The sequence below is a fragment of the Siccirubricoccus sp. G192 genome (assembly GCF_019084075.1).
Taxonomy (GTDB): domain Bacteria; phylum Pseudomonadota; class Alphaproteobacteria; order Acetobacterales; family Acetobacteraceae; genus G192.
Genome location: NZ_JAHREN010000002.1, coordinates 15,118 through 41,781, shown reverse-complemented (window position 1 = coordinate 41,781; position 26,664 = coordinate 15,118). Strand labels below are relative to the sequence as shown.

Below are 26,664 nucleotides of genomic sequence, written 5' to 3'. Positions count from 1 at the left end.
GGCCTCGGCCTCCACTGCCGCCTGGAGGATCGCCTCTGCCCCCTCCGCGATAGTAGCCATCTCCGCGCGAACGGCGTCGAGCATCGCGGCAGCGGCGCGTCCATTCCGTGCCTCCCCGCCCGCTGCCTCGGCTGCGACGCGGATGCGCGCTGCGATCCCGCGTACCTCGTCGCGGATCGCAGTGACGAGGCCGTGCACCTCCCGAGCGCTCGCCTCGGACTTCTCCGCCAGGGCGCGCACTTCCTCCGCTACCACCGCGAAGCCGCGCCCATGCTCGCCGGCACGGGCCGCTTCGATGGCCGCGTTGAGCGCGAGGAGGTTCGTTTGGTCCGAGATGTCGCCGACCGCGCCCGTGATTTCCCCGATGCTGCCCGCCAGAGTCTCCAGCGTCGTGACGATCTCCACCGAGCGCAGTTGGCGTGCAGCGCGACTCTCGGTGAATGCGGCTGAGGCACTGATTCCCGCACCCGCCTCCGTCAGCAGCATCCGCAGCGCCTCGGTCACGCGCCGCGCCGCCTCAGCCTGGTTCCGAGCTTGACCGAAGGCCGCCCCGAGCCCGTCAATGGCGCCCTGGCTCTCCTGCGTGGCACCCGCCGCCTCTTCCGCGGCGGAGGCGATCTGCTCTAAGGCGCGCCGCAACTCCTCGACAGCCGCTGAGGCCTCAGCGACGCCCGCAGCCAGTTCCTCCGATGCAACACCGATGCGTTCGGCCGCTTGCTGCCGGCGAATCCGGGACCGGTCCGACGAGCGACGGGCAAACGACGGCGCCACGGGCGCGGCGGCCGGCACCTCCTCGCGACCAGCCGTGGGGCGCTGGTCACCCCTGGCCAGTTCGGATGTCTTCACCAGCGCCATGAAACCTCCAGAGGGATGGCTGCGTCGTGCCAACCTGCTGAACATACCATCCGAACTTGGGCAGGCCCATAGAGCCCCGTGCGTATCTCTAAGTAGGTAGCCAAAAGTTTTCGACCAGTCTGATCTTGCTGGCACACTGGCTGGCATGCGTGGACATGCAAAGCGTGAGGTGCAGCGGTTTTTTCCGGCCGATCGGCGCCGCCTTGAGCGTGTGTTATCGGTGGCGCGCGAGGCACGGTTGTACCGCCGGGTCGAGGCGGTGCTGCTGGTCGCTGAAGGACAGCCCATCAGTGAGGTGGCCCGGCACGTGCGCGCCACACGGTTCAGTGTTCGCGGGTGGCTCGAACGCTACCTGGCGGCCCATGATGCCGCCGCCCTGGCGGACCGCCCGCGCCCCGGGCGACCGCACTCGGCCCCGCGGCTCACTCCGTGCCGCCTGGCGGCGGCCTTGGCACGCGACCCGCGCGGCTGCGGCTATCAGGCGACGAGTTGGACGGTGCCTCTGCTCAGGCAGTATCTGCACCGACGTCACGGCATCACGGTCGGCGCCCGAACGCTGCGCCGCCGCCTGCATGAGGCGAACTACCGCTGGAAGCGGCCCCGCTACGTCTACGTCGGACGGGCAGTACATCTGGCCCAGAAAAAAGGGGAATAATCCGGCGCCTGCGCGCTGGCTGGCGCGCCGGCGACGTGCTGCTGTGCTGCGACTGGACCTTGCTGCGGCTGTTTCCCCCGCTGCGCGCGGCCTGGGCTCTCAAGGGCACGCAGGCCACCGTGCCGATCACCGGCGCGAACGCCAAGCGAGTGCTGTTCGGCGCGATCGACCTGCGGACCGCGCACCGGGTCGTGCTCGTCCGTCCGCGTGCCGGCGCTGCCGATGCGCAGGTCTTCTTGCGCGAGGTGCGACGCCGCTACCGCGCCGCCGGCACGATTTGGCTCCTGGCCGACCGGGCCAGCGCACACACCGCCGCGCGCACCCAGATGCTGGCCGCGGCGCTTGGCATCCGGTTCCTTTGGCTGCCCAAGCAGGCTCCGGAACTGAACGCCATGGACCAACTCTGGCGCGAACTGAAGCGGCTCATCGCCGCCAATCGGCAGGCCACCTCGGTGAATGCTCTGGCCAGCGATGCCGCAGACTGGGTGCTGGGACTGACACCCCAGCAGGCGTGCCGCAAGGCCGGGATGGCTTCAAAGCACTTCTGGCTCAGGAACCTGATAGAAGACTTTTGGCCACCTACTTAGCAGAAAGAGGATCACGTCCGTCGACATGGTGGAAAAGGCGGATGGGCTAAGACGCTATGGATCAGACGGCCCTGGGTGGAAGCTGCAGGGTATCGCTGGTCGATGGCGGGGGTGAGCATCCTGCCCATAGCCTCGACGCCCACGTGGCGGTGCTGCAGCTGCCATTCGTCGTTGGCCTCGAGCAGCACGGCGCCGATCAACCGCAGGACCGACGCCTCGGAGGGGCAGTGTTGCAGGGATCGGCGGAAGGGTTTTGTCAGCTCTCGGGCCAAACCTGCCGTCACGAGTTGGATGACAGGTTCCGTCTACGCCGCATCGAGGACGGCGAGCACAGCGGTGGCACGACGGACGTGAAGCCGGCGGCGGCGGTTGGCGGGGACGTGCTGGTTGTGGCGGATCTGCAGGCGGAGAAAGTTGCGGAGTTCGTCATGGCTTCGGCAGAAACGCTCGGCGGAGGCGAAGCTCTTGAAACCGCGCATACATCGTATGCGGCCTTTCACGCCGCGATGATCTTGTTCCATCCTGCGGCGGCGCATGCACCGGGACGGGGTGGTCAAGCTGGCGGCGGGGGTGCCGGGCTGCGTGGTGGCGATGGAGGCCTGCGGGGGGGGGCACATTTCCTCGACCGAAGGTTGCGGGACCTCGGCCACCAGTTCCGGCTGATGTCGCCCGAATACGTGCGATCCTACGTGAAGGCGCAGAAAAACGACGACCGGGACGCCGAGGCGATCGCCGAGGCCGCGACCCAGCCGACGATGCGCTTCGTGGAGCTCAAGAGCGAAGCCCAGCTCGGCATGCAGAGCCTGCACCGCGCCCGCGACCGGCTGGTGAGCGAGAGGACGGCGCTGATCAACCGGCTGCGCGCCTTCCTGCTGGAGCGCGGCGTCATAGTGCCCCAGGGACGGCGCAAGCTGGAGCTGTCCCTTGAGATCCTGCTGAGCGCGGAGGAAGTCTCGCTCAGCCCGCGGACTCGGCTGCTGGTCGAGGACATGCGGGCGGAGTGGCGCGAGCTGGACCGCCGCATCCTGGCGTTCGACGAGGAGTTCGCGCTGCAGGCCCGCACGGACGAGGCCGCCCGGCTGCTGACCACGATCCCCGGCATAGGGCCGCTGAACGCGACGGCGCTGGTCGCCGCGATCGGCAGGGCCGAGACCTTCGGCCGTGGAAGGGACCTGGCCGCATGGCTGGGGCTTGTGCCGAAGCAGATGACGACGGGCGGCAAGCCGAGGCTGCTCGGGATCAGCAAGCGGGGCAACGTGTATCTGCGCAAGATGCTGATCCACGGCGCGCGAGCGGCCCTGCCGGCGCTGTCCAGGCGCGAGACGCCGCTCGGCGGCTGGCTGCGAGGCCTGCTTGCGCGGGCGCACGTGAACACTGTGGTGGTGGCGCTCGCGGCCAAGCTGGCGCGGATCGTCCGCGCGGTGCTCCGCTGCGGGCGGGGGTTCGAGACGAGGGCCACGGCGGTGTCGTAGCGCACGGAATCGGCCGTTCGCGCTCACCCGGCGCGGGCGGCTGACGAGGTCTGCGGGCGGTGGAAGCGAGATGGCCTGACGATCGACCGGCGTTCCGAAATCCTGTTACAAAAACTGGCGCTCGACGCCGTCGTTGTTATGAGGACCGGGACGTGCGGATCTCCATCTTGGCCGGGGCTGGGCCCTGAGACCGGATAGGTTGGCGTAGACTCGTCGAACCGGGTCGCGGAAGCGCTTGCAGACGGGGCGCGCCATAGGTTCTTGTAGGCGCCGGTGCGATGGACAACCCGCTGGCCGAGTGTCGATCGGATTGCCCGGGGGTAGGAGCCGTGCCCGTCCGTGGTCACTTGGTCGGGGACTCGGCCGGTGGCCGATTTCGCCGAGCGGAAGAAGGCCTGGGCCGCCGCCATGTCGCGGTGCTCGCTCACCATGGTGTCGACGAGGTTGCCGTCGTGGTCGATGGCTCGATACAGATAGGCCCATTGTCCGCCGACTTTCAGATATGTCTCGTCGACGTGCCATTGGCGTCCGCGGGCACCGCCCCGGCTATGGCGCCGCCGGCGGAACTTGTCGGCCAGAGCGGGCGCGAGCTTCGCCTCCCACTCGCGGACGACCTCGTGGCTGAATGCGATCCCGCGGACGAGGAACATCTCGCTGAGGTCGCGCAGGGTGAGGCGGTAGCGCAGCCGCCATAGCACCACCAGCGCGATGACGTCCGAAGGGTGGTGGGTGTGGTTCAGCAACCCGCCGCTGCGCTCGTTGAACTCCTTCCCGCACTCGCGGCAGCGGAACCGGCGGTAGCCCCGGGCCGTGCGCTCCGGCCGCTCCATCACGGCGGCGGAGCCGCAAGCCACACGGTCCATCGCCGAGTCCCGCTACGCCGAGACCGGAGCCTACCAGCCCTACCCTGGCCGGCCAAACGGGTCGCCCAGCGCGAGTCCCTACAGAACCGGTTCCTCGGGTGAAGGCTAGGCCTCCTCAGGGGCAGATGCCGAATCGTCCGAACTCATCCAGGACGATATCCCCGCAATGGGGTGCCCCAAAAAAGTAGAACCCCGGAGGCCGTAGCCCCCAGGGGTGCCGCTGGTGAACCAGCGACGCGGATGTGAGTGATTTAGTGAGGGTCGTGACTGCACTCAAGACCAATCTGCTCGTGACGGGTCAGCCGTCCGGGAGCGTTGCACGGCCGTCGCAGGGAGGGGCTACCGCTCCTCGGAGCCGCCTCTGTGGCTTCACTCCGCCTCCTCCTCGCCCCGCCGGGAGACCCCCAAGGCCCAGCACGAGGGCGACCCGCCACCCGACCCCGAGCGTTCCTCCGAGGATGGTCAGCGCCAGCGCGGCGCCCTGCCCCAGCTGCAACCCGAACATGGCCCCGGCCCTCACGGCAATCCACGGGGCATGGTGGGCCGGGAGTATGCACGGGGGAGCCCCTACCGCCTCGTGGCGAGCCATCCGCTCCGCCACGGTGAAGGCCCCCTGGTAGGCGAGCCACTTCCCCCCTCGCCCGGTGCCCATCCAGGCACCCCGCCAGAGACGGGTGGCCAGCCTCTCGCGCAAGACCACGTAGAGCGGCGCGAACTCGCTGCGGTCGCGGTTGCCCCGCCGCATGACTCCCCGGCGCCTCACGGCATGTACCCCATCGAGCCGTCCCCGAACCTCCGCCGAGCCTCCTCGACGGTTTCCCAGCCTTTCACGGGGACACCCCGCTGGTGCGCTGCCCGGCTGCGGTCGAACAACCGGGCCCGCGCCACGCCATCGTGTGGGTGCAGGACGTGCACCGCGACCAGCGGCACCTCGCCGCGGTCGACGTATCGGTCCAGCGCGAGGCGGACCGTCCGCTCCTGGCAACCGTAGGATCGAGCGATCTCGGCGAAGCTGTCGCCCGCCTTCCGGCCGACGATGAATTCGGCGCAGGGAGGTGCGGTGCGGCGGTGGCGGCGGTAGGGTCTGGCGTTCCTCATGCCGGGAGGCTGAGGCCGCGGGACGCAAGCGAGAGGACCGTCCGAGTCGCGCCGGGCGGCCGGGTGATTTGGTGAGCCGCGGGGAACGGCGGCCCACAGGTCCCGCCGGTTATCCCGAGTGAAGCGGTGATGAGCCGTGCGCCTTTTGGTGAGGACGGCCACGGCGAATCAATAACTTGCTTTGGTTATACCGAGTGATTTGGCGTGCAAACTAATAGTTACTTCAAATATCCCTTCCCTAGTAACTGCCTCACCAAATCACCCGGCGACGAAGCCCACGGAAACAGGCATGTTCGGCGCCATGAAAGTGCGTTGAGCAGGCCACGAAGATGGGGACGGTCCACAAGCTGCTGACGGAGAAAGGCAAGGCCGGGGCAATTGCGGCCGGGACCGTCGAGCGCGACATCATCGAGACCGCCGCCCGCTACATGCAGGACGAGGAAAGCGGCCTCGGCTTCGTCTACTCCGGCTGGACCCAATGCGCCCTTCCCCATCGCAGGCTCAAAGACGACGAGCCGTGGACTGTGGCCTCGGAGAGGGTCCGCCTGGTTGTTCAGCCGGGCCTACGCCCGATCGGCGACGACGGGCAGCTTGAGAGCGTCGGCGTCCCGTTCGGGGCGCATGCCCGACTCATTCTCCTGTTCCTGCAAACGGAAGCCCTCAGGACCGGCAGCCGCGAGGTTGAGCTGGGCGGCTCCTTGCGGCAGTGGATGGCCCGCCTGGGCATCCAGCCAGGCGGGAGCGCCTTCCGCTCCGTGAAAGAGCAGGCCGAGCGGATTTCCCGCTGCCGGCTGTCCTTCCACATCTCGGGCGCCGGACGTACCAGCGCCCTGGTGAACCAGAGCGTCGTGGACAAGGCGCTCTTCATCGAGGAGTCTGACGACTACCGCCAGGGCCGCCTCAGCCTGGAAATCGCCAAGCTCTCCGAGGGCTACTTCGAGCAGCTGAAGAAGCACCCCGTCCCGCTCGAGGAGGCCGCCATCAAGTCGTTGGCTAACAACTCGGCAGCGATGGACGCTTACATCTGGCTCGCTTACCGCCTGCACTCGTTGAAGGGCGACACGCTGGTGACGTGGAAGGCGCTGAAGGCGCAGTTCGGCACCAACTACAAGGAACTCTACCACTTCAAGTCGAAGTGGCCGAAGGCACTGGACCTGGCGCTGGCCGTGTATCCCGACGCCAAGGTCGAGGTCGGCGAGATCGGGGTGCTGCTGAAGCCGAGCCGTCCGCCTGTGGCGCCGCGCCTGCTTACCATTCGCCAAGGATAAGCGGGCTCACCAAATCACCCGGCGACTCGCGGCATCGGCACGAGTCGCGCTCTGTCCGGTGCTCACCAAATCACCCACCCATTAAGCACTGACGCCAAGGACTTGCCGGGGGCCAAGCTCACCAAAACACCCATTCTTCGGGGGTCACCTCGGGCGGTGGACCGCGAGCATCACGGACGTCATCACCGCGTCGTCCCCGGCCTTCCCGCGAACCACCGCCCAGGCGATGAGGAACCCAGCGAACGGCAGGGCGGGCAAGATCAGATCGTGCATCTCGGCCTCCGGCGGCCCGGAGCCCCGAGCGCCCACGCCGGGTCCATGAAACCTTGAGGAGTCACCGCCCAGGTAGCCGGTCCCCGTATGAGCCAGCCACCGAGACAGCCGCCGACACCCCCACCCCGCCCAATCCTCCGCACCGAGGCGGACGCCCTCGCCTTCGTTTTGGCCGACTGGATCGACGGCAACGGCATCTACCTCGCGGACGGCCCTGTCCCCGAGTTGCCCGTGGTGGGGATGGACAGCATCGCCGCGCTAGTTGTCGTTGCTATGGAGGTTGTCCCTCCGGGGCTGGGCTGGAAAGCTGTGGTTGCGAGGCCAGCAACCCCCAACCTGGAGCCCCGGATGGAGGCGCATGAGAATGCCTGGACGACGCCGCATACCCATCAGGGCCGCTGGTGCTTCGGCAAGACGCCGATGCAGACTTTCCTCGACAGCGCTAATCTCGCGCGCGAAAAACAGAACCCGGCAAAGGCCGCGTAGCCGAGCCAGCCAACAGTTTCGATCCGGCGGACACCCACCACGCCAGATCGACCAACTGTCAGATCAAGTCGCTACTTCTACACCCAGACCAGGATTCCGATCCGATCCGCTCGCTTCGAGCAGAACACCACCATCGCACCTGAAAATAGGTTCAATGAGGCGCCTAGCATCTCCGGCCGCCATGTGAAGATCTGCTGCGGGCAGAGCTGCCGGCGCCGGGCCACCCTCCCTGGCGCTCAGACCGCTCTATGCGGCCTCCTGAGCGTGGCCCTCAATGATGGTGGGCTCTCTTTCGGTCTCGGATCCCCCCGCTGAGGGCATGTAGCTCCGCCTGGATCTGCGCCATCTCATGCGACAGAGCCTTCGCCCTGGACAGAAGCCACGCAATGCGCTGGGCCCGCCGCTCCTGCTCGGGCGTGCCCTGCTGGGATTCGGCCTTGATCTTATTAAGGAACTCGGTCAGCTCCCGCCTGGATACGTCGGGCCGAACCACCTTTGCTTCATGTGCCCGCCGGAGAGCGCCATCGTCCAGCAGTACCAGCTTATAGGCGTTGGTGTAGCTGCGGGGTAGATCGTCCTCCGCAATCCGCCGCTGTTCGACCGCCTGGGCGACCATCCGCAACTGGTAGGCCACGCTGCGGCCGAACGGCAGTTGGTTGGCAACCATTGACTCGAACTCGCCGTGGGGAAGACCTTCCTTGGCCTGCACCAGGTAGCGCCCGATCGTCAGGAATTTGGCCTGGGCTTCCTCCCACAGCTTCCCGATCTCGGACACGAAATCCGCGGTGCCGTGGCATTCCTTGACGTGGTTGCTTAGGAGGCGCTGACGTTTGGCCTCTTGATGTTCGGGCAGAATGCCGCCGGGTTCCTTCCGACGACGCGCGCTCTCAGGCAGCCGAAATCCAGTCATCGCGCTGCCCCTTCAAGAGCAAGTTGCTGTTTCACGAAATCCCATACGCAACCGAGGTCTTCAGCTGCGCGGCTCTTGCGCAGCTCGCAAACGCCTACCCCGTGGTCGTGGGTGCTTTCGATGTCGTCTAACTGCCGCACATCCACTGGGCACAGCAGACCCGCCCCATTCAGCCGGGCCTTGGCCTTGGAGTAGCGCGTGTGGGTCCGCTGGACCTTGTTTAGCAGGAAGGCGCTGTTGGCCCGCTCGCGACGCAGGAAGCCCATCCACTCCACGACGCTGTCGATGTCCGTGGTGCCCTGCGTGGTCGGCACCAGCACAAAGTCGGATTTCTCCACGAGCAGACGGGTAGAGTCTGGGTGGTCATCCAGCCCAGGCGGCGTATCCACGATGACTAGGTCCACATCTTCTAGGGCGCCGATCTCGGCGATTGCCCTCTTGGCGTCGCTCATCGTCCCTTCCCACAGGATGAGGGGCGGTGCCGCAGGCGGCCGGCGCTCATACCAGCGCGTCAAGCTGCCCTGCCGGTCCAGGTCTACGACGACCACCTTCAGTCCTGCATGGACGGCATAGACGGCCAAATTCAGTGAGGTGGAGGTCTTGCCGGAACCCCCCTTCCCGCTTGCGACGAGTAGCCACTTGGCGGTCCTATGAGGCTCCGTTGGCGGCTCGTCCTCAGCAATGCTCTTTGTCGACCTCGATCGGGTCAACACCCCTGCTTTTGCCATTCGCCCCCCCCGCGACCTGGACACTTGCAATCTGTATCGCAGGTCTCGGCAACAAAGCAGCAGAAATGAGCGGCGCAGGCCGAAGGAAATGTGTGGCGCGCTACACCTTTGGCATAGAAGCCACACTCACTGCCCCTCGCCGCAGCCGACCTCTCATGGCAGAAGGGATATACAGACAGATAAAAGGCGACCAAATTTGAGGATGTGCCCAGCTCGTCGGCGAAGCAAGGCGCGGGGCTGAGGCCGCAAGGAAATGGGCTCTGCAAACTGTTGCGTGTGGCGTGGCGCAGCCCGCGCACTTGGGCGGCCAAGACACCGGAGCGGTCGAACTCGAACGCCTCAAGCGTCTTCATCCGCGGCAGCCGAGCGTCGTGCAGCAGACGCGTGATCGCCCGGCTCTCGCGCTCCTCCATCTCGGCCGCCAGCAGGGCTTCAAGATAGCCAAGGTAGGACTGCTTCTCCCGGATGGCGGTCTCCGCCAGGCGGCTGAACTGCCCACCGATGGTCGGCATGCGCAGCGCCTTGCAGTGCTGCCGGATGGCCTGGTCCTGCAGGTCGCTCATCACGCCCTCCCGGCGCAGGGGCCGGAGAGGAGCAGCGTGTCGTAGTCGGCAACGCTGGGCATCGGCCGGTCGTAGTGGGTCAGTTCGCCGATATCGACCGGCGCGGGCCGGGCCTTGTGCAACGCCGCCTCGCCCAGCAGATAGCGCACCGCCGCGACGTCGCATGCGCCGAGCGACACGGCGGAGGCGATCGCCGCCCGCAGCCGCTCCTCGCCGAACTCCCTACCCAGCATCAGCACCGCCACCATGGCGCGGGTGCCGTTCTGCTTGCCGTGCCGGACCCGCAGCCGATCCCAGAGCACGTCATGGGAGGCAGGCCAGCGCCCGGCTTGGCTTTACGTATCTCGCCCGTGTCCAGCCGCGTAGTCAGCGAGGTAGCCGGTCCGGCACGCGGGGATCCGTGGCCCAGGCGGAGAAGGGGATCTCGAGCGTGAGGCGGGGCATCTCGCGGACGGCCTGCACCGAAGCCTCGCGCAGGAAGACGTGCCAGGTCTGGGCGGCCTCGGGCTGCGCGGCCCGGAAGGCCGCCGGCGAGAGTAGGGCGAGGTTGGCGCCCTCGCCGGGATCGCGCACCGAGCGGTAGCGGATCGCCTCGATTCCAGCCTCCCGCGCGGCATCGGCCACCGCTTGGCAGGGGCCGTAGTCGGTCGGGTGACCCCAGAGCGCCGCGTCACGGTCGAGCGGAGGCGCGGTCAGGTCGATGGCGACGTCGGTGCCCGCCGGGACCCGGAAGGCGGTCCGCTCCTGCGGGTTCGCCGGGCGCCTCGCGGCCGGGGCGTCGAGGAAGAACAGAAGCCGATAAAAGGCTTCCTCGGCCACCGCCGTTTCAACCCGCTCGGCGGCGTAGAAGCAACCTGCCGGCTGGCGGGCGCGGCGGAACCGGCTGCCATGGCGGTAGGGAGCGTAGCGGAACGGGCTGGCCAGGAGGTAGTCGAGCCCCATGCACGTGGCGGGGATTGCAGGCTTGCTGCCCTCCAGCTCGGCCTCAAGGATGGCCTGCTCGTCGAGCGTGTCGACCAGCTTGAGGGTGGCCACCAGGGACTGGCTCTCCACCACCCGCCAGAGATCGCCGGACCAGGACCGTGCCTCAGACGCGAGCGCGGGCGGCGTCCACATAGTCCACGGCGGCGACCAAGCCGGTCACGGTCTGCACCAAGTCGCGCGGCGTGCCCCCGAGGGCGCGGTTCGCGGCGGCCATCCAGGAGCGCAGGGAGGCCTCGTCGCCGCCCACCACGGCATCAAGGCCGCGGAAGAGGCGGACCAGCAGAAGGGCGAGCTCGTAGGGCTTGGTACCGGGCTCAAGCGCATAGGTGCCGGCTCGGAGGCGGGAGGCGGTCGCCTCCGACACCCCGATCGTGCGCGCCATGACGGCGTTGGTCAGGCCGAGCAGGTCGGCCGCCCGCGTGACCGCCTTACCCACTACCGTTGACCGCTTAGTAGGGGAGGCAACGCTTGTTTGTGCTAAGACTCCCATTTTTATCACCAGAGAGTTTAAGGGCCATTTCTTTCTAGGGAAAGATAATACGTGGGCGCGGTTCTGGCAAGAGACCTACGCCGCCCTACGGCGCAACGCGGACCCGTGAGGGCGGGGCTGAAAGCGTAGGCAGAGGGCCTCGAGTGGCAGCCTCTCCTGTGGAAACGGCTTGTCGAGTGCCCTTGATGATGCGAAGTGATTTCGTGTAATTCCAGCGACTTGCTTGTTCCCGAGTTGATGCCAAAATGCCTTGGATCGCGCGAATCATGTGCGAGATCGTGCTTGGCGATGACAGCGACGTCGGCTGTGACAGGGGTGCTGACCCAATCCTTTGCCATAAAGCGGGTCACCGCCGACGCGGTGGGTCGAGGCGGCCGGCCTGGGCTTGAGCGGTGCGGCGCGTTCTGGATCACGACACCTGGAACCTTGGGCTTTCGATCACCTGGCCGACCGACCACCGGCGATAAGATGCCCCGAATCGTGCGAAGGCTGCCCGGGATCGCAACCAGTGATCGTCGCGAGGCCCGATGTCGAAGGTGCGCCTGCCCAAGCGCCCTGCTCCGGCGCATGCGATCCCCGACGCGGCCTGGGCCGAAGCCGCCCGCCGCGAGGCGGTGGTGCGTCCTCTCGCTGCTGAGCGGTGGCTTGGCCGGGCCGCGGTGGAACGCGCGGCGCGGTCCCTCGGCCTGAGCCCTACCCGCATCTACGGCCTGGTCCGCGCCTTCCGCCGCCATCCGGTCACGGCAGTGCTGGCGCTGTCCAAGCTAGGCCCGGCACGAGGCTCGCGCCGCCTCGCTCCGGCCATGGATGCACGGATCGAGGCGGCGATCGACGCAGTATATCTTCGAGCGGAGAGGCCTACCCTGGCCCGACTGCTCGGCCAAGTGGCGTATGCCTGCCGAGCCGAGAGACTCGCTCCGCCCTCCATGAAAGCGCTTCGGGCGCGCATCACCGCCCGTAGCCTGCGCGAACGCATGGCGGCGCGCGAGGGCGCGGCCGCCGCTGGCGGTCGTTTCCGCCAGGTCAAGGCCGGCCCACGCACCGAGCGGCCGCTGCAGGTCGTGCAGATCGACCACACGCTGGTCGACATCCAACTGGTCGACGATGCCATGCGCGCCTGCATCGGCCGGCCCTGGCTGACGCTGGCGTTGGACGTGCATACCCGCCTGGTGCTGGGCCTGTACATCGCGCTCGATCCTCCGAGCGCCGCCGGCGTCGGGCTCACCGTCGCGCAGGCGGTGCTGCCAAAGCCGTCCTGGCTGGACGACCATGGCGTTGCCCTGACCTGGCCGGCGGAGGGCAGGCCTGAGGTGATCCTGGTGGATAACGGCCGTGAGTTCCACTCACGCGCCTTCGAGCGCGGGTGCCGGCAGCACGGCATCGAGATCGACTACCGCCCGCCCGCGGCCCCGCGCTTCGGCGGCCATATCGAGCCGCTGATGGGCACCCTGATGCGGCGCATCCACGCGCTGCCTGGCGCCACCTTCTCCGATCCCGTCGAGTGCGGCGACTACGCCTCGGAGGCGCGGGCGGTGCTGACGTTGCGTGAATTCGAGCACATCCTCGCCCTCGAGGTCCTCGGCCCCTACCACAACGAGGTCCACTCGGCGCTCGGCCGTACGCCGATGTCCGCCTGGCTCGAGGGCACGCATGGGCTGGATCTGCGCCCGCCGGCGGACGCCGGCGCCCTGCTGCTCGACTTTCTGCCCTTCGAGGAACGCCTGGTCCGGCGTGACGGCGTGCGCCTGTTCAATGTCCTCTATCAGGATGGGGCGCTCGCCCACCTGGTGGACCGCGGTGGGGCACGGGTCCGGGTCAAGTACGACCCGCGCGACCTCAGCGCGGTCTTCGTCGAGCTGCCGACGGGCGACCACGTCCGCGTGCCCTATGCCGACCTGGGCCGGCCGCCCGTGACGCTCTGGGAGCACCCGAGGCCTGCCGGCGGCTGCGGGCGGAAGGGCGGCGCACCGTGGATGAGCACGCGATCTTCGCGGCGATCGCCGAGCAGCGCCGGATCCTTGCCAAGGCGCACCGCCTGACCCGGGCGGAGCACCGGGCAGTGGTACGGACGGGGCGTGCCCTGGCGAGACCCGATGGAGGTGAAGGGCCGGCTGCAGAGCCGCGGACGGCGACCCGCGACGACCCCGAGGCACGGGTGCCGATGCCGGAGGAGGGGGCTAGCGGCGGGGTGGAGTTCTGGTGATGCCGGCAACGGGCGAATTCCCACACCTCCCCATCGATCTGCGCCCGATCGCCACCCTCGGCAACGAGGACCGGATCGCGCACATCCGCTCCGAGCGGTGGATCGGCCACGCTGCGGCGGAGCGCGTGCTGGGCTACCTGCAGGAGGCCTTCGATCAGCCTGCGGATTCCGACGATACCAGCCGGGGCTTCCGATCGAAGCCAGCCGCCTGTTCCAACTGAAGCCAGCCGGGCGTTCCGAGCGAAACCGGCCGGGGGTGGGTGGCTGTCTACGGGCGGTGTGAGTGTGGCCTAGTTCTCCTGGCCGGTGTCAACTGCGATGGCGCGCCGGGCGGCTTTCCGACGCATGGATTCGCCCTTGAGCTCAATGCGGTGGGCGTTGTGGACGAGGCGGTCGAGGATGGCGTCGCCCAGGGTGGGGTCGGCAATCCATTCGTGCCAGGCGGGCACCGGAAGTTGGCTGGTGACGATGGTGGCGACCCGGCCATGCCGGTCATCGACGATCTCCAGCAGGTCGCGCCGCTGCTCGGGCGTCAGCGGGGTCAGCCCCCAGTCGTCCAGGATCAGTAGCTGGACCCGGCCCAGGCTTTTGAGCATGCGGGCGTAGCGGCCGTCACCGCGGGCCAGGCCGAGCGCCTCGAGCAGCCTTGGCAGGCGGTGGTAGAGCACGCTGCGGCCGTCGCGGCAGGCCTTGTGGCCGAGGGCACAGGCCAGCCAGGTCTTGCCGACGCCGGTCGGCCCGGTGAGATGAACCCCCCTGGTGTCGGTCGATCCACTCGCCGGCGGCGAGGCGCTGGAACAGGGTGCGGTCGAGGCCGCGGGCGGCGCGCCAGTCGATGTCCTCGATGCAGGCCGACTGGCGCAGGCTGGCGAACTTCAGCCGGGCCCGCAGCCGCCGGTCCTCGCGGCCGGTCGCCTCGCGCTCGACCAGCAGGGCCAGGCGCTCCTCGAAACCGAGGCTCTCCAGGTCCGGCTGGCGTCTCTGCTCCTCAAGGGCCTGCGCCATGGCGACAAGGCCAAGACTGCGCAGGTGCTCGCTAGTGGGGTGGGTCAGCATGGCATCTCCTCAATGGTAGTAGCCGCCGCCGCGGATGTTCGGGTGCCGGATGGGCGGCGTGTCCGGCACGGGCTCGGGGGCAAAGGCGCGGTCGAGGCCGTTGCGCAGGATGGATGCGATCGAGCCGTAGCTGCGGGCGCCGATGTCGAGGCCGCGCTGGCAGGCAGCCTCGACCCGGGCGGCGCCGTAGCCGCGCACCAGGCCGAGGATGCCGAGGCAGGCGCGGAAACCCTGCTCCGGATGCGGCTTTGCGCGCAGGATCGCCTCGACCATGCCGACCGCGGCGGGGCCGATGGCGGCTGCCTCGCGCCGTAGCCGGGCCGGCGTCCAGTCGGCATGCCGCCGGTGCGCGCTCGGCATGTGCTCGGGGATGGTGGTGTGCCGGTGCCGCAGCGGGCTGCGGAGATGCGCGGCGACGCGGCTGCCGTTGTGGAACAGCTCGACCCCGCGCTCGGTGATGCGGGCGTCGACCACGGCTCGGGCGAGACGATGGGGCACGCTGTACCAGTGCCCCAGCACCTCGACGTGGTAGTCGAGCCCGACCCGGCAGCGGCGCCAGTCGGCATAAGCGTAGGGCTCGAGTGGCAGCTGCAGCAGGGCGCCGCGCTCGAGGCTCTCGAACAGGGCCCGCCGGCTGGTCCCGAGGCGGCGCATGGGGCGGCTGTTCAGCGCCTCCAGCAGTTCGCGGACGGCGCTGTTGGCCTCCTCCAGGCCGAACAGGCGGCGGTTGCGTAGGCGGGCCAGGATCCAGCGCTCGACCACCTGCACCCCGACCTCGACCTTGGCTTTGTCGCGCGGCTTGCGCACCCGCGTCGGCACCACGGCGGTGCCGTAGTGCGCCGCCATCTCCTGGTAGGTGCGGTTGATCCCGGGCTCATAGCGGCAGGCGGCGGTCACCCCAGCCTTGAGGTTGTCGCACACGATCTGCCGCGCGACGCCGCCGAAGAAGGCGAAGGCATTGACGTGGCAGCCCACCCAGTCCGCCAGTCCCTGGCTCCAGCGGACCTCGGCATAGGTCAGGCTTGAGGCGCCGAGCACGGCGACGAAGACCTGCGCCGGCCGCACCTGGCCGGTGGCCGGGTCGATGACCGCCAGGGTCTGCCCGGCGAAGTCGACGAACAGCTTGTCGCCGGCGACATGGGTCTGGCGCATGGTTAGCGACACGCCGCCGCGCCACTCGGCATAGAGGTCGCAGAAGCGGCTGTAGCCGTAGCCCTCCGGCTGCTCGGCTCGGTATTCCTGCCAGAGCAGCATCAAGGTCACGCCGGGCCGCCGGAGCTCAGCATGGATCCGCGGCCAGTCAGGCTGCGGCCGCAGCGCCTCCCGGGGCGTGAAGGGCGGGCTGAACAGCCTCGCCTCCAGCGCCGCGTCGTCGAGCCCGGCCGGCACCGGCCAGGTGATGCCGATCACCGTTGCCCGGCGCAGGTATTCGGCCACCGTGTACCGGCTGATCCCGACCGCGGCGGCGATCTGCCGCTCGCTCTGGCCGCAGGCGTGTTTGAGGCGAAGAACTTCTCGAACCTGGCGCATGGGCAGTCTCTGGGCAGGCATGGCTCTCCCCGGCGGCGTTGCCGGACCGAGCTTGCCCTCGGTGGAGGACTGCCCGCAGACCGCCCCCCTCAGCCCCGAGCTGGGGTGGCGGGCTTGCGTCGGAATGGGTGGCTGGCTTGGACTGGATTCAGTGGCAGGCTTGCGTCGGAATCACCGGCTGGTTTGCGTCGGATTCCGCAATCAGCCAGCGCGCAGGCGCTTGGAGAACGTCCTGCTGCTCGGTGAGAGCGGCATGGGCAAGAGCATGCTGCTCGAGAAGTTCGAGCGGGCGAACGCGGTGGCCTTCGACCAGGCCGCGGGCGCGCAACGTCGGCCCGTGCTCGTGGTCCTGATGCCACCGAACCCGACCGAGGCCGAGTTCTTCGAATGCGTGCTGGAGGCGGTTGGTGCGCCCTCGGCCGGGCTCTGGGTGCAGGGCATGCGCCTGCGCGCCTCGGCGATCGGGCTCCTGCGCGACCTCGGGGTGCGGGTGCTGGTCCTCGACGAGATCAACTCGGTGCTGGCCGGCACGCCGCGCCAGCAGCGCCTGCTCCTGCAGCTGTTACGCTTCCTCTCGAACAACCTCGAGATCGCGCTCGTCTGCGCGGGCGTTCCCGAGGCGCGACATGCGTTGCTGTCGGACCCGCAGCTGCGTGGCCGCTTCAGCGATATCGAGCTGTCGCCGTGGACGCCGGGCGAGGAATTGCGGGATTTCCTCACCCGGCTGATCTGGAGCCTGCCCTTGCGCGAGCCACCGCCGGTGGACTCGCCGCGGCTGCGGGCGTTGCTGGTCGAGCGGTCGCGGGGAATCACGCTCGGCATCTGCAAGGCGGTGGAGCGTGCCGCCGTCGCCGCCATCCGTAGCGGGCGCGAGCGGATCGAGTTCGCGAGCTTCGAGGACCCGGAGGTCTGGCGGGGCGTGGCGACGACCGGCCGTGGCACGCCGGCCGGGGGCCGGGGCGCCGCACGCGGGCGGCCAGCGGCATGAGAGCGGCCGGGCCCTTGCCGCTTGTGCCGCGGCCGCTCCCGGGCGAGGCGGTGCTGTCCTGGGTCGGCCGGATCGGCGCGCGCTACAGCCTTGAGGCCTCGGCACTGATCGCATGGCTGCGCCGCGGCCACGGGGTGCACGCCTCGCGCATCGCTGCTCTGGACTGGCGGGCCGATGCCGAGCTGGACCACCTCCTCGCCGGAGCGGCGCGCCTCGAGGTCGGTGCGGTCCGGGCGCTGCGCCCCGTCGCGGCGGTCGCTGAAATCGCCCTCTGGCGCCGCGCCCGCCCGGCCTGGTGCGCCGGCTGCGTGCGCGATGACGTCGGGCGGCAAGGAGAGTGTTACGGGCGCGTGGCATGGCGCCTCGGCGGCTGGGTGGCGTGCCCGATCCACGACGTGCTGCTTGCCGAGGCCTGCCCGCGCTGCCCGCACGGACGATGCGGGTTCCGGCCCATGGCGGGCCGGCAGCGGCTGATCTGCGACGCTTGCGGAGCGCCGCTGGACCAGCCGTCCGGGGCCTACCGGGGGCCGAAGCCCGGCCCGAAAGCTCGGTCCTAGCGCTTCAGACCGACCTGCTCGCCGCGCTCGGCGGTGTGGCCTCGGCGGGGCCCCGGGGCTTCGGCCTGCCTGCCGCGGTCTTCCCGGCCATGGTGCGGGATCTGGTGATCCCCTCTGGTCCGGCCATCGTCGTACGAGACCGGGCACCGCGGCCGGGGGGCGGCCGGAGGTGACGGCGATGCCCGCGCGCTGGCGACACTGCCGGTGCGGGCGGTGCATGCGCTCCTCGGCATCGTCGCACCCGTCTTCGGTGCCGTGGCGGCCTCCGCCGCCGGCGCGATCGGGACGCCACCGGGAAAACGCCCCCCGCCGGACGACCTCGCCGCGCCCCTCGCATACGTCTCGTGGCAGGACCTGGAGGCGCTGCGGCCGAAGGCGCGCGGCTGGGGGCCAGTCCTTGGACGCGCCGTGCTTGAGGCGGTTGACGGGGAGGAGGAACGGCGACGGCAGGGTGCCATCGCGGCCGGCTTGGCACGCGACGAGGCGGCCTGGGCCCGGTACGCGGCGGCGCGGTGCGCCGCGGAGGTCAGGCGCCGGCGGGCAGCGAGGGCGGCGCGTCGCCGTTGGCGGGACGCCGCGGCAGGTCCGGCGATCGGCAGAGGGCGCGATGGCCGTGATGCCTGCGAGGAGGGGAGGGGGGCCTCCCGTGTTCGGGGGTCGGGCGGCCACCCTCGGGTCTGGCCGACCCGTGGCGCGATCCTGGGCATTTTTATCGCCAATCAGGGGCGCTTTGGCGCGATCCAGGGCACACCACCGCGCCACAAACCGGCAGTTGGCTGGGATTTCTTATGATCTGGGTTCCGCGACAAGCGCCCAGGGCGGCCGTAGCCCGGCACAATGGCTATGTGTGTCTCCCCCGCGATAAGCCCCGCTTACCGCGCCTTAGTCCGGGCTTGCCCGAATCGCGGTTTCCCGCCAGAATTGCCGGAAGGGGAGGGGCCTGCCTGTCTTGACCAAACTTGACCAAATTAGCTACGAGGCCTGCCAGACCAACCCTGGTCCGGAGGCCGCGCGTGACCCAGGTCAACCTCTACGACGCCAAGACCCAGCTCTCCCGCCTGGTCGACCGCGCCGCAGCCGGCGAGGAGATCGTCATCGCCAAGGGCGGCCGGCCGCTGGCGCGCCTGGTGCCGCTCGCCACACGCACCGCGCCGCGCGAATTCGGCTTCCTGGCCGGGCAGGTCCGGGTCAGCCCCGACTTCGACGCGCCGCTGCCGGACGAACTCGCCGCGGCCTTCGGTGCCGGGGACGCATGAGGCTGCTGCTCGACACGCATATCTTCCTCTGGGTCACCGCCGATCCCGGGCGGCTGGCGGAGGACCTCCGCCTGACCCTCGCGGTGCCCGAGAACACGATCTTCGTCAGTGCGGCCTCGGTCTGGGAGATCGCGAGCAAGCGGGCGCTCGGGCGCATCGCCTTCCCGCTCGAGGAGTTCGTCCCCATTCTCGCGCGGGCCGGCTTCGAGCCCCTCCCGATCAGCGTCTCGCACGCGATCGCCGCCGGCGGGCTGCCGCGCCACCATGCCGATCCCTTCGACCGCATGCTCATCGCCCAGGCCAGGGCGGAAAACCTCACCCTGGTCAGCGAGGATGCGGCCTTCGCCGCCTACGGGGTGCCGCTGTTCGGGCAGGAGCGGCTGCGGTGAGCGGGTCAGACGCCCCCGCGTCGGACGATGGGCTGGCGCCTGGCCCAAGCGATGGCCGCGTGCCAGCGTCGCCGCCGGATCCGGCCGGCGGTGCGCCTGGGCTCTCCGTGGTCGCCACGGCGGCGCTGGCTGCGGCGAAGACCTATGCCCGTGACGCCCTGGCGCCGGAGACGAAGCGCGCCTACGCCGCCGACTGGGCGCACTTTACCGCCTGGTGCCATGCGGCTGGTTGCCCGCCGCTGCCGGCCGAGCCTGCCGCCGTCGCCGCCTACCTCGCATCGCTGGCCGGCCTGTACTCGCGCTCAGCGCTGGAGCGCCGCCTGGCGGCGATCGGCCATGCGCATCGCCTGCGCGACCTCGAGTGGTCCGCCGGGCATCCGGCGATCCGCAGCACCCTGCGCGGCATCCACCGCCGGCACGGCAGCCGCAAACGCCAGGCCGCGGCCCTGACCTCGACCGAGCTGCGCAAGCTGGTCGCCGCCTGCCCGGGTGACCTGGCCGGGCTGCGCGATCGGGCGCTGCTCCTGCTCGGCTTTGCCGGGGCGCTGCGCCGCTCGGAACTCGTCGGCATCGACCGCGAGCACCTGCGCGTCACCGCCGACGGCCTCCGTCTGCTGCTGCCCTCGTCCAAGACCGACCAGGAAGGCAAGGGGGCCGAGCTCGGCATCAGCCGCGGCAAGCGGCGCGAGACCTGCCCGGTGCGGGCGCTCGAGGAATGGCTCGAGGCCTCGGCCTGCCGCTATGGCCCGGTGTTCCGCAAGGTCGACCGCTGGGGCACCGTCGAGCACCGCCGCCTCGGCGCCGATGCGGTGCGCGACATCCTGCTGCGCCGCGCTGCGCAGGCGAAGCTCACGGTGCATGGCTCCGAGCGGCTATCGCCGCATGGGCTCCGGGCCGGCTTCGTGACCGAGGCCTATCTGGCCGGGGCGCGCGACGAGCAGGTGATGGACCACACCCGCCACCGCGACCTGAAGACCATGCGCGGCTACGTCCGCCGCGCCAAGCTGGTCACCGACAGCGCCGTCAAGCTGCTCGACCTGTGACCCGGATGCCGGCCAGGGTGGAGCGGGCAGGGGAAGGGACCGCGGGCGGCGGGTCTCCGGACGCGCTGGCGCTGCCGCACCCGGACTGGCTCTACCACCACCTCCGGGTGCGCGGGGATCCCGCTGCGATCGGGGCCTTCCGGGCCGCGGCGGCGGGCGCCGGCGTCCTGCCCTGGCGGCACGACCTCGGCCCGGCGGCGGAGGACTGGTTCCACCTGCTGGTGGCGCCGCCGGCGCCGCAGCGGCGCCGCCTGAGCCTGGAGGGCGCGCGCATCCTGGCCGGGCAGCTCCGGGATGCCGCCGCAGCGCGGCAGCGCCTGGTGGCCGAGCGGGCCGCGGCGAGCCGGTCCTGCCCCTTCGACCTGCACCGGCTGCTGCCCGTGCCGGACCGGCTGCTCCGGCTCGGCCCCGACCATCCGGAGACGCGGCGCTGGCTCTGGGAGTGCTGGGGCACCACCGAGGCCCTGCGGCATGTCGTGGAATTGCCGGTGCCCGGGCGCGGCGAACCGCGGCGCCGCGACCCTGGCCTGGTCTGGGTCGGCTTCTGGGCGGCCGACTGGACCCCCTGGCGCGCCCTCCTGCAGCTGCGCGCCCGCTGGCCGGGCCTGCGGATCGAGCTCCGCCCCTTCTACGATGACCCCTGAGGCGGACAGCGCCGAGCCCCTGCTCGAGGGCCCGCGCGCCGAGGTTGGCAACGCCGGCGCGCCGGTGCTGCGCTTCGAGGTGTGGGAGGGCCCGCTCGACCTGTTGCTCGACCTCGCCCGGGCACAGCGCGTCGACCTGGCCCAGCTCTCCATCGTGACCCTGGCCGAGCAGTTCAGCGCGGTGGTGGACGCGGCGATCGCGGCGCGGCGGGTGCCGCTGTCGCGGCTGGCCGAGTGGCTGATCATGGCGGCCTGGCTCACCCTGTTGCGCTCACGGCTGCTGTTGCCGGTCGCCGAGGAGGAGGCCCTCGAGGCGCACCGCGAGGCCGCGGACCTGCGCCAGCGGCTGGCCAGCCGGGAGGCGGCGCGGCGCCTGGCGGATTGGCTGGAGCGGCGGCCGCAGCTCGGGCGGGAGGTCTTTGGCCGCGGCGAGGCCGAGCCCGCGGTCGCGGCGCTGCCGGCGGCCGACCTTACGGAGTTGCTGCGGGCCTGCCTCAAATTGCTGGAGCTGCCGCTGCACGAGCGGGTCTATCGGCCGCAGCCGCCCTCCCTCTGGCGGGTCCCGGACGCGCTGGCGCGGATCCGCCAGCTGCTGCCCGGCCTGCCGCACGGCGCGCCGCTCGCGCGCTTCCTGCCGCCAGCCGGGGAGGGGGGCCGCGACCGCCTGCAGCGCCGGGCGGCGCTGGCCAGCACGCTCCTGGCCGGCCTGGAACTCGCCCGCGACGGCGCCGCTGCGCTCGAGCAGGACAGGGCCTTTGGCGAGATCCGCGTGAGCCCTGCCGATGTGACGGGCACCGGCGCGGCCGAGTCGAAGGCGGCCGCCGCGTAGCCAGACCGTGGACCAGCGCCAGGACGGGATCCCACCCAGCACCCGGGTGCCGCCAGGACGATCACGGCAGCATTGGCTGGTTAAGAAAGTGCGGCGATGGAAAGTCCGGGGTGGAAGCTCCTGGCGGCCTCGGATCCCGTACCCGGATCAGAGCAGGCTTGTCTCCGTTTGCTGGGATGAGTTGCCGGCGGCCTTGCGACGCGGCAGCGCCGGGCGCAGGGCAGGGGGGCGGGATGCGCCCTGTCCCGGACCCTCATAGCCGTCATCGGCGATCAGGCGCAGCTGCACCGCACCACCATGGGCTCCGGCCAGCTCGGCCGGCGGCAGGGTCAGCGGCACCGGCCAGAAGCACTCGACCCGATCCTCGCCGCGCAGCGCCAGGAAGACCACTCGCTCCACCTGGCCACCCTCGCCGGTCTCGACCGCAAAGCGGAAGACCAGCCCCTCGGCCGCCTCGGTGCCGAGCGCCAGCGAGAGCTGCTGCGCCTCGCCCTCCTGCCGGCGCAGCGTGCGCTCGGTCGGCTCGTCGGCAGCGCCGCGGTAGAAGCGGACCGGCACGCCCTGGCCGTTCGAGCCGATGACGAAGACGAAGTGGGCGCTGTCGTCCAGCACCTCGAGCCAGGGATAGTCGCCTGATTCGGCGGCCCGCTTCAGCCGGTGGCGGCCGAAGGCGAAGGCGCGGCAGCCGACCGACCAGGGATCGTCGCCGAGCTCATAGCTGGCCATGGCCAGGGCGTCGCGGCGGGCATTGGCCAGCAGCCTGGCGCAGAGCCGCAGGCGATCCTCGCTCAGCGCCGGGTGGAAGTCCCAGGGGAGACAGGGCGGGGTAGGGGAGGGAGGCTCCATATCGGAAGCATAACACGACAGGGCGCGGTCCGCGCCCGGGATCGCCGACCGGCCTTCCTCGAATGCACTCCCGACTGGGTTCCAGATTTCGGTGACACGGTCGCCTTTACCCGAAAGCCGCGAGCAGGCGCGCCACCTCCTCGGGCGCCGTGACTGGGGCAAGATGACTGGCCGCCAGTTCCACCCAATCCCAACCCGCCTGGCTCCGCACCCAGCGCCGGCTTGGCTCAATGAATGAGTAGGGCGGGCGGGTAAGTGCCACATAGGTCCGCGGCCGGCCGTTGCCGACCGGATGGTCCAGCCGTAGTGGGCTCTCGTAGGTGGCGAGCGGCTGCGGCGTAAAGCGCCGCAGCAGCCACTGCGTGATCGGCCCGTCGGGCATGCCGAGGGCGGCGGCCGTTCGGGGTGGCGGCAGGACGGGGCCGCTGCCCTGGTCCACAGCCGCGCGGCGGATCCCTTCCGCTCGATCGGCCGGCACTACATCGAGGGCGCGCTGGCCACCCTCCACAACCAGGCTGTCGAGAAGGACAAGGCGTCGGATCCGCTCCGGTATCCGATCCACCACGCCTATGGCCGGGATACCGCCGAAGCTGTAGCCGACGAGGATGGCGTCGCGCAGTTCGTCAGCCTCGATGGCATTGACCAGGTCCTCGACCCAGGTGTCGAGCGTGACGCCGCGCGAGAGCAGGTGCTTCCGCTCTCCCATGCCGGTCAGGGTCGGTGTGACGACTCGGTGGCCTTGGGCGCGGAGGCGCTCGGCGACTGGCGTCCAGAACCAGCCACCGCCCCAGGCGCCATGCACCAGCACATAGGTTTTGCCCTCCGCGCTGCCAGTATCTTGCGCTGCAGCTGGCGCCAGACCGAGGCGCGAGGAAGCGGCAGCCGTGAAGAGGCCGAGCGTGAGGGTGTGCCGTCGGCCGATGGTGTCCCGCATGCGACATCCTCCTTCCTGCCGGAGGGCGTGCATTCGGCTGCGCCCTCATTGTTGGGCCAGTTCGGTTCGGGTGCGTGGAATCGTATACAATTGAGCGTGCGACGCCTACATTCCCAGGAATAGAAAGCAATGGGCCAGCCGGAATACCGGGGTGGTCGTTGGCGCGTGGGGGGAGCGGAATGGCAATCATCACTGGCACAAACCAGGCCGACATCATTACCGCGACACATGGCGCCGACCAGATCAGCACTGGTAACGGCGGGGATCAGGTCATTGCCCTGAGCGGTGACGACCAGGTCCAAGGCGGCAATGGCGACGATCATCTCCAGGGCGTGGACGGCGACGACGAACTTGCTGGCAGTAACGGCAACGATGAACTCGACGGCGGCAAGGGCGACGACAAACTCGACGGCGGTCGCGGCAATGACCTTTTGCACGGCGGCTTTGGCGTCGATGCCCTGGTGGGGGGCAGGGGAGAAGACATCTTCTCCTTCGGCACCGTAGTTGGATCCAGAGGTGGGTCCTCCTACAGGATCGGCACTGGTGTCGGTGAGGGAGCACGCGACGTAATTGGCGACTTCCAGCAGGGAGCGGACGTGATCGACCTCAGTCTGGTCAACTTCTCCAGTGGGGGCGGTCCCATTGTCGGACCTGCTACCCCCCCGAGCGACCTTACGTTCGAATTCATCGGCACTAATGCATTCACCGACGGGGGTGGCGGCGAGCCGCATCTGCGCTACGAGGTGCTCGAAGGCCGGACTATCATACAGATGGACGGAATACGGGCCGCCGGCTCTGGAGCATTCCCGCCTGATGGGGTCGTGGACGCCGAAATCGAGCTGATTGGTGAGTTTGTACTGACGGCCGCCAATTTCTTACTTTGACGAGCGGGAGGCGGGCGAGCTGCTGGTCCGCTTCGAGGGCCGCGAGGTCGCCTATGGCTTCGGTGAGCTGGACGAGCTGGTGCTGGCCTATGCCACCACCATCCACAAGAGCCAGGGCTCGGGATACCCGGCCGTGGTGATCCCGCTCAGCATGCAGCATTACCCCATACTGGCCCGTAACCTGCCCTACACCGGCGTGACCCGCGGCAGGCGGCTGGTGGTGCTGTTCGGACAGCAGTGCGCTCTGGTGATCACCGTCCACAACGCCGGTCCCGACGCCGCTGGTCAAAGCTGCGAGAGTGATTGGGTAGCGTGATACCGGCCTCGAGGCGAGGTGTGGAGAGACCCCGTCCGGATTGAGCCAAGCCGGCCAGCATGCAGGCGAGGTGGTGATGCCCTCCCAGAATTGTGGCAGCAGCGCGTGCGCCGCTCTGGCGCATTGCTAACGACGATCGCAGCGGCCCGCTCCCGTCAGGGATGGCTGCCCATGTAGACCAGCGTCCCGTCGGACTCCAGGACGGCCGCCGAGTTCATGCTGGCCCGTTCGATCTTCCCCGGCCCCATAATGTGGAACACCTCCCGGCCGCCTGCGAGCAAGTAGTCGGTGATGATGCGCCGGTGACAGCGCCACCAGACTGCCTCGGCACACATGATGGCGCAAACCTGGGAGCCGCCGAGTTCAAGCAGTGCCGTCATGCCTTCACGGAAATCAGGCGTGGCCGCGTAGTCGGCGTAGTTCCGAAAGCTCGCGTTTTCCCAGAAGGTGTTCCGCGAAGGCCCCTGGTCCTTTTGCCTGCCGCGCAAGCCACCCAGCCGCCGGCAGTGCCGATAGCCGATCTGGTATGGGGCCAAGGCTGCTGGGAGCGCGTCAGCATTGAACTGTGGGTTGGTGCGCGAACGGGGGATCGTCCGGACATCCACGACGAGATCCGCCCCCGCCTCGCGGAGCAGATCGGTCAGTTCCGCCACCGACCGGGTTGAATGGCCGATTGTGTAGAAAGGGGAACCCGGGTGCATGCTCCATCTCGCTTCCGATGGGGAGGTCAACGCGAGGTGGGCGTGGGCAGATGCGAGCAGTAGATCGGATCGCCTGGAGCCGGGCTTGCGCGTACATAGCCACAGCTGCTGTCACTCAATTTCCAAGGAGCGGCTGCGCTATGAGGGAGCGATGTCCTAGACCTGCTGCGCTCCGGTCATCGGCTCATCGCCGGTCGTTCAGTCGGTCGCGTCTTTGATATCACGGGAACGGCCTCAATCGAGGCGCGCGCCGGCAGCCTGCACGATGGCGGGCCAACGTGCGACATCCGCCCGCAGCAGTGCCGCCAGGACCTCCGGGCTACCGCCCACGGGCTCTAAACCCTGATCGTTCAACTGCCGGGCAACCTCCTGCAGCGCCAGCGTCCTGTTCACTTCGGCGTTGAGCCGCGCGACGATCTGGGGATTGGTGCCAGCCGGGGCGAGCAGTCCCTGCCAGGAGACCACATCGTAGCCAGGCAGGCCTGATTCCGCGACGGTCGGGACCTCCGGCAGCGCCGGGGCACGAGATGCGGTAGAGACGGCAATGGCCCGCATCCGGCCACCACGCACATGCTGCACGACAGCCGCCAAGGTCAGCGACAAGGCATCGATGTGCCCGGCCAGCAGGTCCATCGAGGCCGAGCCGCCGCCGCGGTAGAGCACATGTGTCCAGCCAACGCCAGTGCGGGACTTGATCAACTCGGCTGCCAGGTGCCCGATGCTACCATTGCCGGGTGTGCCCAGGGTGATTGTCCTCTGCCGAGCGAGGTCGAGGAACTCCGGCAGGGTCCGCACGGGCAGCCCGTTCCGAACCACGAGGATCTGCGCCGTGCGCACTGTCTGGATCACCGGTGCGAAGCTGCGCAGCGGGTCGTAGGGCACGCTGCGGTAGAGCGAAGGGTTGATTGCCACCGAATCCCACCCGGCCAGGATGGTGTGGCCGTCCGGCTTGGCCGCCGCGACCATCTCGAAGGCGATATTGCCACCTCCGCCGGCGTGGCTCTCGATGACAAAGGGCTGACCAAGCGCCTCCGACAGGTGCCGCCCCAGGACCCGCGCCAGCGCATCCACGCTGCCGCCCGGCGCCACCGGCACAATGATACGCACTGGGCGCGACGGCCAGGTCTGCGCCCAGCTCGGCGCCGCGAAGAGCACCAGGCCGCCAGCCAGCACCGAACGTCTTGCCAGCACCGGAGCCGTCCTCCGCGCGACGGGCTCCGCCATGCAATCGGTTCTCCGCAGTGGTGGTGAACGGC

Annotated in this window: 29 protein-coding genes and 5 pseudogenes; 16 read left to right on the top strand and 18 right to left on the bottom strand. The window is 69.6% G+C overall.

Annotated elements, in window-relative coordinates; genetic code table 11:
• Positions 1-3 precede the first annotated feature (3 nt).
• Positions 4-486: pseudogene (locus KSF81_RS32630) on the bottom strand (methyl-accepting chemotaxis protein); the annotation flags it as partial.
• Between the two features lie 514 nt (positions 487-1,000).
• On the opposite strand from KSF81_RS32630, the gene KSF81_RS26705 reads away from it, so the two are divergent.
• Entirely contained in the window at positions 1,001-1,510 is a 510-nt protein-coding gene (locus tag KSF81_RS26705) for a helix-turn-helix domain-containing protein (RefSeq protein ID WP_217377316.1), read from the top strand.
• 35 nt (positions 1,511-1,545) lie between these two features.
• Positions 1,546-2,097 carry a transposase gene (locus KSF81_RS26700; RefSeq protein ID WP_217377317.1) on the top strand — a complete coding sequence of 184 codons (552 nt, stop codon included), beginning with the start codon at positions 1,546-1,548 and terminating at the stop codon, positions 2,095-2,097.
• 61 nt (positions 2,098-2,158) lie between these two features.
• Here the strand turns inward: KSF81_RS26700 and KSF81_RS30675 are convergent.
• A pseudogene (locus KSF81_RS30675) lies at positions 2,159-2,309 on the bottom strand (IS256 family transposase); the annotation flags it as partial.
• A 93-nt stretch (positions 2,310-2,402) separates the two neighbouring features.
• Entirely contained in the window at positions 2,403-2,576 is a 174-nt protein-coding gene (locus KSF81_RS26695; RefSeq protein WP_217381928.1) for a hypothetical protein, read from the bottom strand.
• A gap of 40 nt (positions 2,577-2,616) precedes the next feature.
• On the opposite strand from KSF81_RS26695, the pseudogene KSF81_RS26690 reads away from it, so the two are divergent.
• Positions 2,617-3,569, top strand: a pseudogene (locus KSF81_RS26690) (IS110 family transposase); the annotation flags it as partial.
• A 23-nt stretch (positions 3,570-3,592) separates the two neighbouring features.
• On the opposite strand, the gene KSF81_RS26685 reads toward KSF81_RS26690, so the two are convergent.
• Both KSF81_RS26685 and KSF81_RS26680 read right to left on the bottom strand, forming a co-directional pair.
• On the bottom strand, positions 3,593-4,432 hold the full coding sequence (locus tag KSF81_RS26685; protein ID WP_217381927.1) for an IS6 family transposase: 840 nt from the start codon (positions 4,430-4,432) through the stop codon (positions 3,593-3,595).
• 759 nt (positions 4,433-5,191) lie between these two features.
• Positions 5,192-5,530: a helix-turn-helix domain-containing protein gene (locus tag KSF81_RS26680; protein ID WP_217381926.1), complete on the bottom strand. Its 339-nt coding sequence runs from the start codon at positions 5,528-5,530 to the stop codon at positions 5,192-5,194.
• A gap of 329 nt (positions 5,531-5,859) precedes the next feature.
• Between KSF81_RS26680 and KSF81_RS26675 the strand changes: the two genes are divergently transcribed.
• A complete protein-coding gene (locus tag KSF81_RS26675) occupies positions 5,860-6,798 on the top strand; it encodes a replication protein RepA (RefSeq protein WP_217381925.1) in 939 nt (312 codons plus the stop codon).
• 144 nt (positions 6,799-6,942) lie between these two features.
• On the opposite strand, the gene KSF81_RS31055 is transcribed toward KSF81_RS26675, so the two are convergent.
• Positions 6,943-7,071 carry a hypothetical protein gene (locus KSF81_RS31055; RefSeq protein ID WP_256444384.1) on the bottom strand — a complete coding sequence of 43 codons (129 nt, stop codon included), beginning with the start codon at positions 7,069-7,071 and terminating at the stop codon, positions 6,943-6,945.
• Between the two features lie 168 nt (positions 7,072-7,239).
• On the opposite strand from KSF81_RS31055, the gene KSF81_RS26670 reads away from it, so the two are divergent.
• On the top strand, positions 7,240-7,557 hold the full coding sequence (locus KSF81_RS26670) for a hypothetical protein (RefSeq protein WP_217382136.1): 318 nt from the start codon (positions 7,240-7,242) through the stop codon (positions 7,555-7,557).
• 271 nt (positions 7,558-7,828) lie between these two features.
• Here the strand turns inward: KSF81_RS26670 and KSF81_RS26665 are convergent, their stop codons facing one another.
• The 6 genes from KSF81_RS26665 to KSF81_RS26640 all read right to left on the bottom strand — a co-directional run bounded on the left by KSF81_RS26665 (position 7,829) and on the right by KSF81_RS26640 (position 11,178).
• The gene (locus KSF81_RS26665; RefSeq protein ID WP_217381924.1) at positions 7,829-8,467 is read right to left on the bottom strand and encodes a DUF3102 domain-containing protein; all 639 of its coding nucleotides are present in this window, start codon (positions 8,465-8,467) and stop codon (positions 7,829-7,831) included.
• The gene (locus tag KSF81_RS26660; protein WP_217381923.1) at positions 8,464-9,195 is read right to left on the bottom strand and encodes a ParA family protein; all 732 of its coding nucleotides are present in this window, start codon (positions 9,193-9,195) and stop codon (positions 8,464-8,466) included. Before KSF81_RS26660 ends, KSF81_RS26665 begins: the two co-directional genes overlap by 4 nt.
• Positions 9,174-9,758, bottom strand: coding sequence for an ATP-binding protein (locus tag KSF81_RS26655; RefSeq protein ID WP_217381922.1), 585 nt, complete (start codon positions 9,756-9,758; stop codon positions 9,174-9,176). The genes KSF81_RS26660 and KSF81_RS26655 overlap by 22 nt, the downstream gene beginning before the upstream one ends.
• On the bottom strand, positions 9,758-10,060 hold the full coding sequence (locus KSF81_RS26650) for a hypothetical protein (protein ID WP_217381921.1): 303 nt from the start codon (positions 10,058-10,060) through the stop codon (positions 9,758-9,760). The genes KSF81_RS26655 and KSF81_RS26650 overlap by 1 nt, the downstream gene beginning before the upstream one ends.
• 64 nt (positions 10,061-10,124) lie before the next feature.
• Entirely contained in the window at positions 10,125-10,874 is a 750-nt protein-coding gene (locus tag KSF81_RS26645) for an RES family NAD+ phosphorylase (protein WP_217381920.1), read from the bottom strand.
• Positions 10,846-11,178: an MbcA/ParS/Xre antitoxin family protein gene (locus KSF81_RS26640; RefSeq protein ID WP_309139765.1), complete on the bottom strand. Its 333-nt coding sequence runs from the start codon at positions 11,176-11,178 to the stop codon at positions 10,846-10,848. The genes KSF81_RS26645 and KSF81_RS26640 overlap by 29 nt, the downstream gene beginning before the upstream one ends.
• A 581-nt stretch (positions 11,179-11,759) precedes the next feature.
• Between KSF81_RS26640 and KSF81_RS26635 the strand changes: the two genes are divergently transcribed.
• A complete protein-coding gene (locus KSF81_RS26635) occupies positions 11,760-13,271 on the top strand; it encodes a Mu transposase C-terminal domain-containing protein (RefSeq protein WP_217381918.1) in 1,512 nt (503 codons plus the stop codon).
• Between the two features lie 163 nt (positions 13,272-13,434).
• Complete coding sequence (locus tag KSF81_RS26630) at positions 13,435-13,656, top strand: TniB family NTP-binding protein (RefSeq protein ID WP_217381917.1); 222 nt, start codon at positions 13,435-13,437, stop codon at positions 13,654-13,656.
• Positions 13,657-13,725: 69 nt separating this feature from the next.
• Here KSF81_RS26630 and istB read toward each other — a convergent pair.
• Both istB and istA read right to left on the bottom strand, forming a co-directional pair.
• A pseudogene (istB, locus tag KSF81_RS26625) lies at positions 13,726-14,491 on the bottom strand (IS21-like element helper ATPase IstB).
• 9 nt (positions 14,492-14,500) lie between these two features.
• Entirely contained in the window at positions 14,501-16,042 is a 1,542-nt protein-coding gene (gene istA, locus KSF81_RS26620) for an IS21 family transposase (protein ID WP_375293381.1), read from the bottom strand.
• On the opposite strand from istA, the gene KSF81_RS26615 reads away from it, so the two are divergent.
• The 7 genes from KSF81_RS26615 (at position 16,020) to KSF81_RS26585 (ending at position 21,727) form a co-directional block, all read left to right on the top strand.
• Positions 16,020-17,009 (top strand): TniB family NTP-binding protein, encoded by a 990-nt coding sequence (locus KSF81_RS26615; protein WP_309139764.1) that lies wholly within the window; start codon positions 16,020-16,022, stop codon positions 17,007-17,009. The genes istA and KSF81_RS26615 overlap by 23 nt on opposite strands.
• 23 nt (positions 17,010-17,032) lie before the next feature.
• Positions 17,033-17,566, top strand: coding sequence for a TniQ family protein (locus tag KSF81_RS26610; protein WP_309139778.1), 534 nt, complete (start codon positions 17,033-17,035; stop codon positions 17,564-17,566).
• Positions 17,567-18,579: 1,013 nt separating this feature from the next.
• Positions 18,580-18,822 (top strand): type II toxin-antitoxin system Phd/YefM family antitoxin, encoded by a 243-nt coding sequence (locus KSF81_RS26605; RefSeq protein ID WP_217381913.1) that lies wholly within the window; start codon positions 18,580-18,582, stop codon positions 18,820-18,822.
• Entirely contained in the window at positions 18,819-19,211 is a 393-nt protein-coding gene (locus KSF81_RS26600) for a type II toxin-antitoxin system VapC family toxin (RefSeq protein ID WP_217381912.1), read from the top strand. Before KSF81_RS26605 ends, KSF81_RS26600 begins: the two co-directional genes overlap by 4 nt.
• A 59-nt stretch (positions 19,212-19,270) precedes the next feature.
• Positions 19,271-20,254, top strand: a complete 984-nt coding sequence (locus KSF81_RS26595; RefSeq protein ID WP_217381911.1) for a site-specific integrase — start codon at positions 19,271-19,273, stop codon at positions 20,252-20,254.
• 5 nt (positions 20,255-20,259) lie between these two features.
• Positions 20,260-20,898: a hypothetical protein gene (locus tag KSF81_RS26590; RefSeq protein WP_217381910.1), complete on the top strand. Its 639-nt coding sequence runs from the start codon at positions 20,260-20,262 to the stop codon at positions 20,896-20,898.
• Positions 20,888-21,727 carry a ScpA family protein gene (locus KSF81_RS26585; protein ID WP_254454298.1) on the top strand — a complete coding sequence of 280 codons (840 nt, stop codon included), beginning with the start codon at positions 20,888-20,890 and terminating at the stop codon, positions 21,725-21,727. Before KSF81_RS26590 ends, KSF81_RS26585 begins: the two co-directional genes overlap by 11 nt.
• A 147-nt stretch (positions 21,728-21,874) precedes the next feature.
• Here KSF81_RS26585 and KSF81_RS26580 read toward each other — a convergent pair whose 3' ends face one another.
• On the bottom strand, positions 21,875-22,573 hold the full coding sequence (locus KSF81_RS26580) for a hypothetical protein (protein ID WP_217381909.1): 699 nt from the start codon (positions 22,571-22,573) through the stop codon (positions 21,875-21,877).
• Positions 22,574-22,679: 106 nt separating this feature from the next.
• Positions 22,680-23,507 carry an alpha/beta fold hydrolase gene (locus tag KSF81_RS26575; protein WP_217381907.1) on the bottom strand — a complete coding sequence of 276 codons (828 nt, stop codon included), beginning with the start codon at positions 23,505-23,507 and terminating at the stop codon, positions 22,680-22,682.
• A 179-nt stretch (positions 23,508-23,686) separates the two neighbouring features.
• Here KSF81_RS26575 and KSF81_RS31045 point away from each other — a divergent pair, with 179 nt between their 5' ends.
• The gene (locus KSF81_RS31045; RefSeq protein WP_217381906.1) at positions 23,687-24,391 is read left to right on the top strand and encodes a calcium-binding protein; all 705 of its coding nucleotides are present in this window, start codon (positions 23,687-23,689) and stop codon (positions 24,389-24,391) included.
• Positions 24,392-24,398: 7 nt separating this feature from the next.
• Positions 24,399-24,694, top strand: a pseudogene (locus tag KSF81_RS26565) (ATP-binding domain-containing protein); the annotation flags it as partial.
• Between the two features lie 168 nt (positions 24,695-24,862).
• On the opposite strand, the gene KSF81_RS26560 reads toward KSF81_RS26565, so the two are convergent.
• Entirely contained in the window at positions 24,863-25,360 is a 498-nt protein-coding gene (locus KSF81_RS26560) for a DUF488 domain-containing protein (RefSeq protein WP_309139763.1), read from the bottom strand.
• Between the two features lie 282 nt (positions 25,361-25,642).
• The gene (locus tag KSF81_RS26555; protein WP_217381903.1) at positions 25,643-26,632 is read right to left on the bottom strand and encodes a tripartite tricarboxylate transporter substrate binding protein; all 990 of its coding nucleotides are present in this window, start codon (positions 26,630-26,632) and stop codon (positions 25,643-25,645) included.
• Positions 26,633-26,664: the final 32 nt, after the last annotated feature.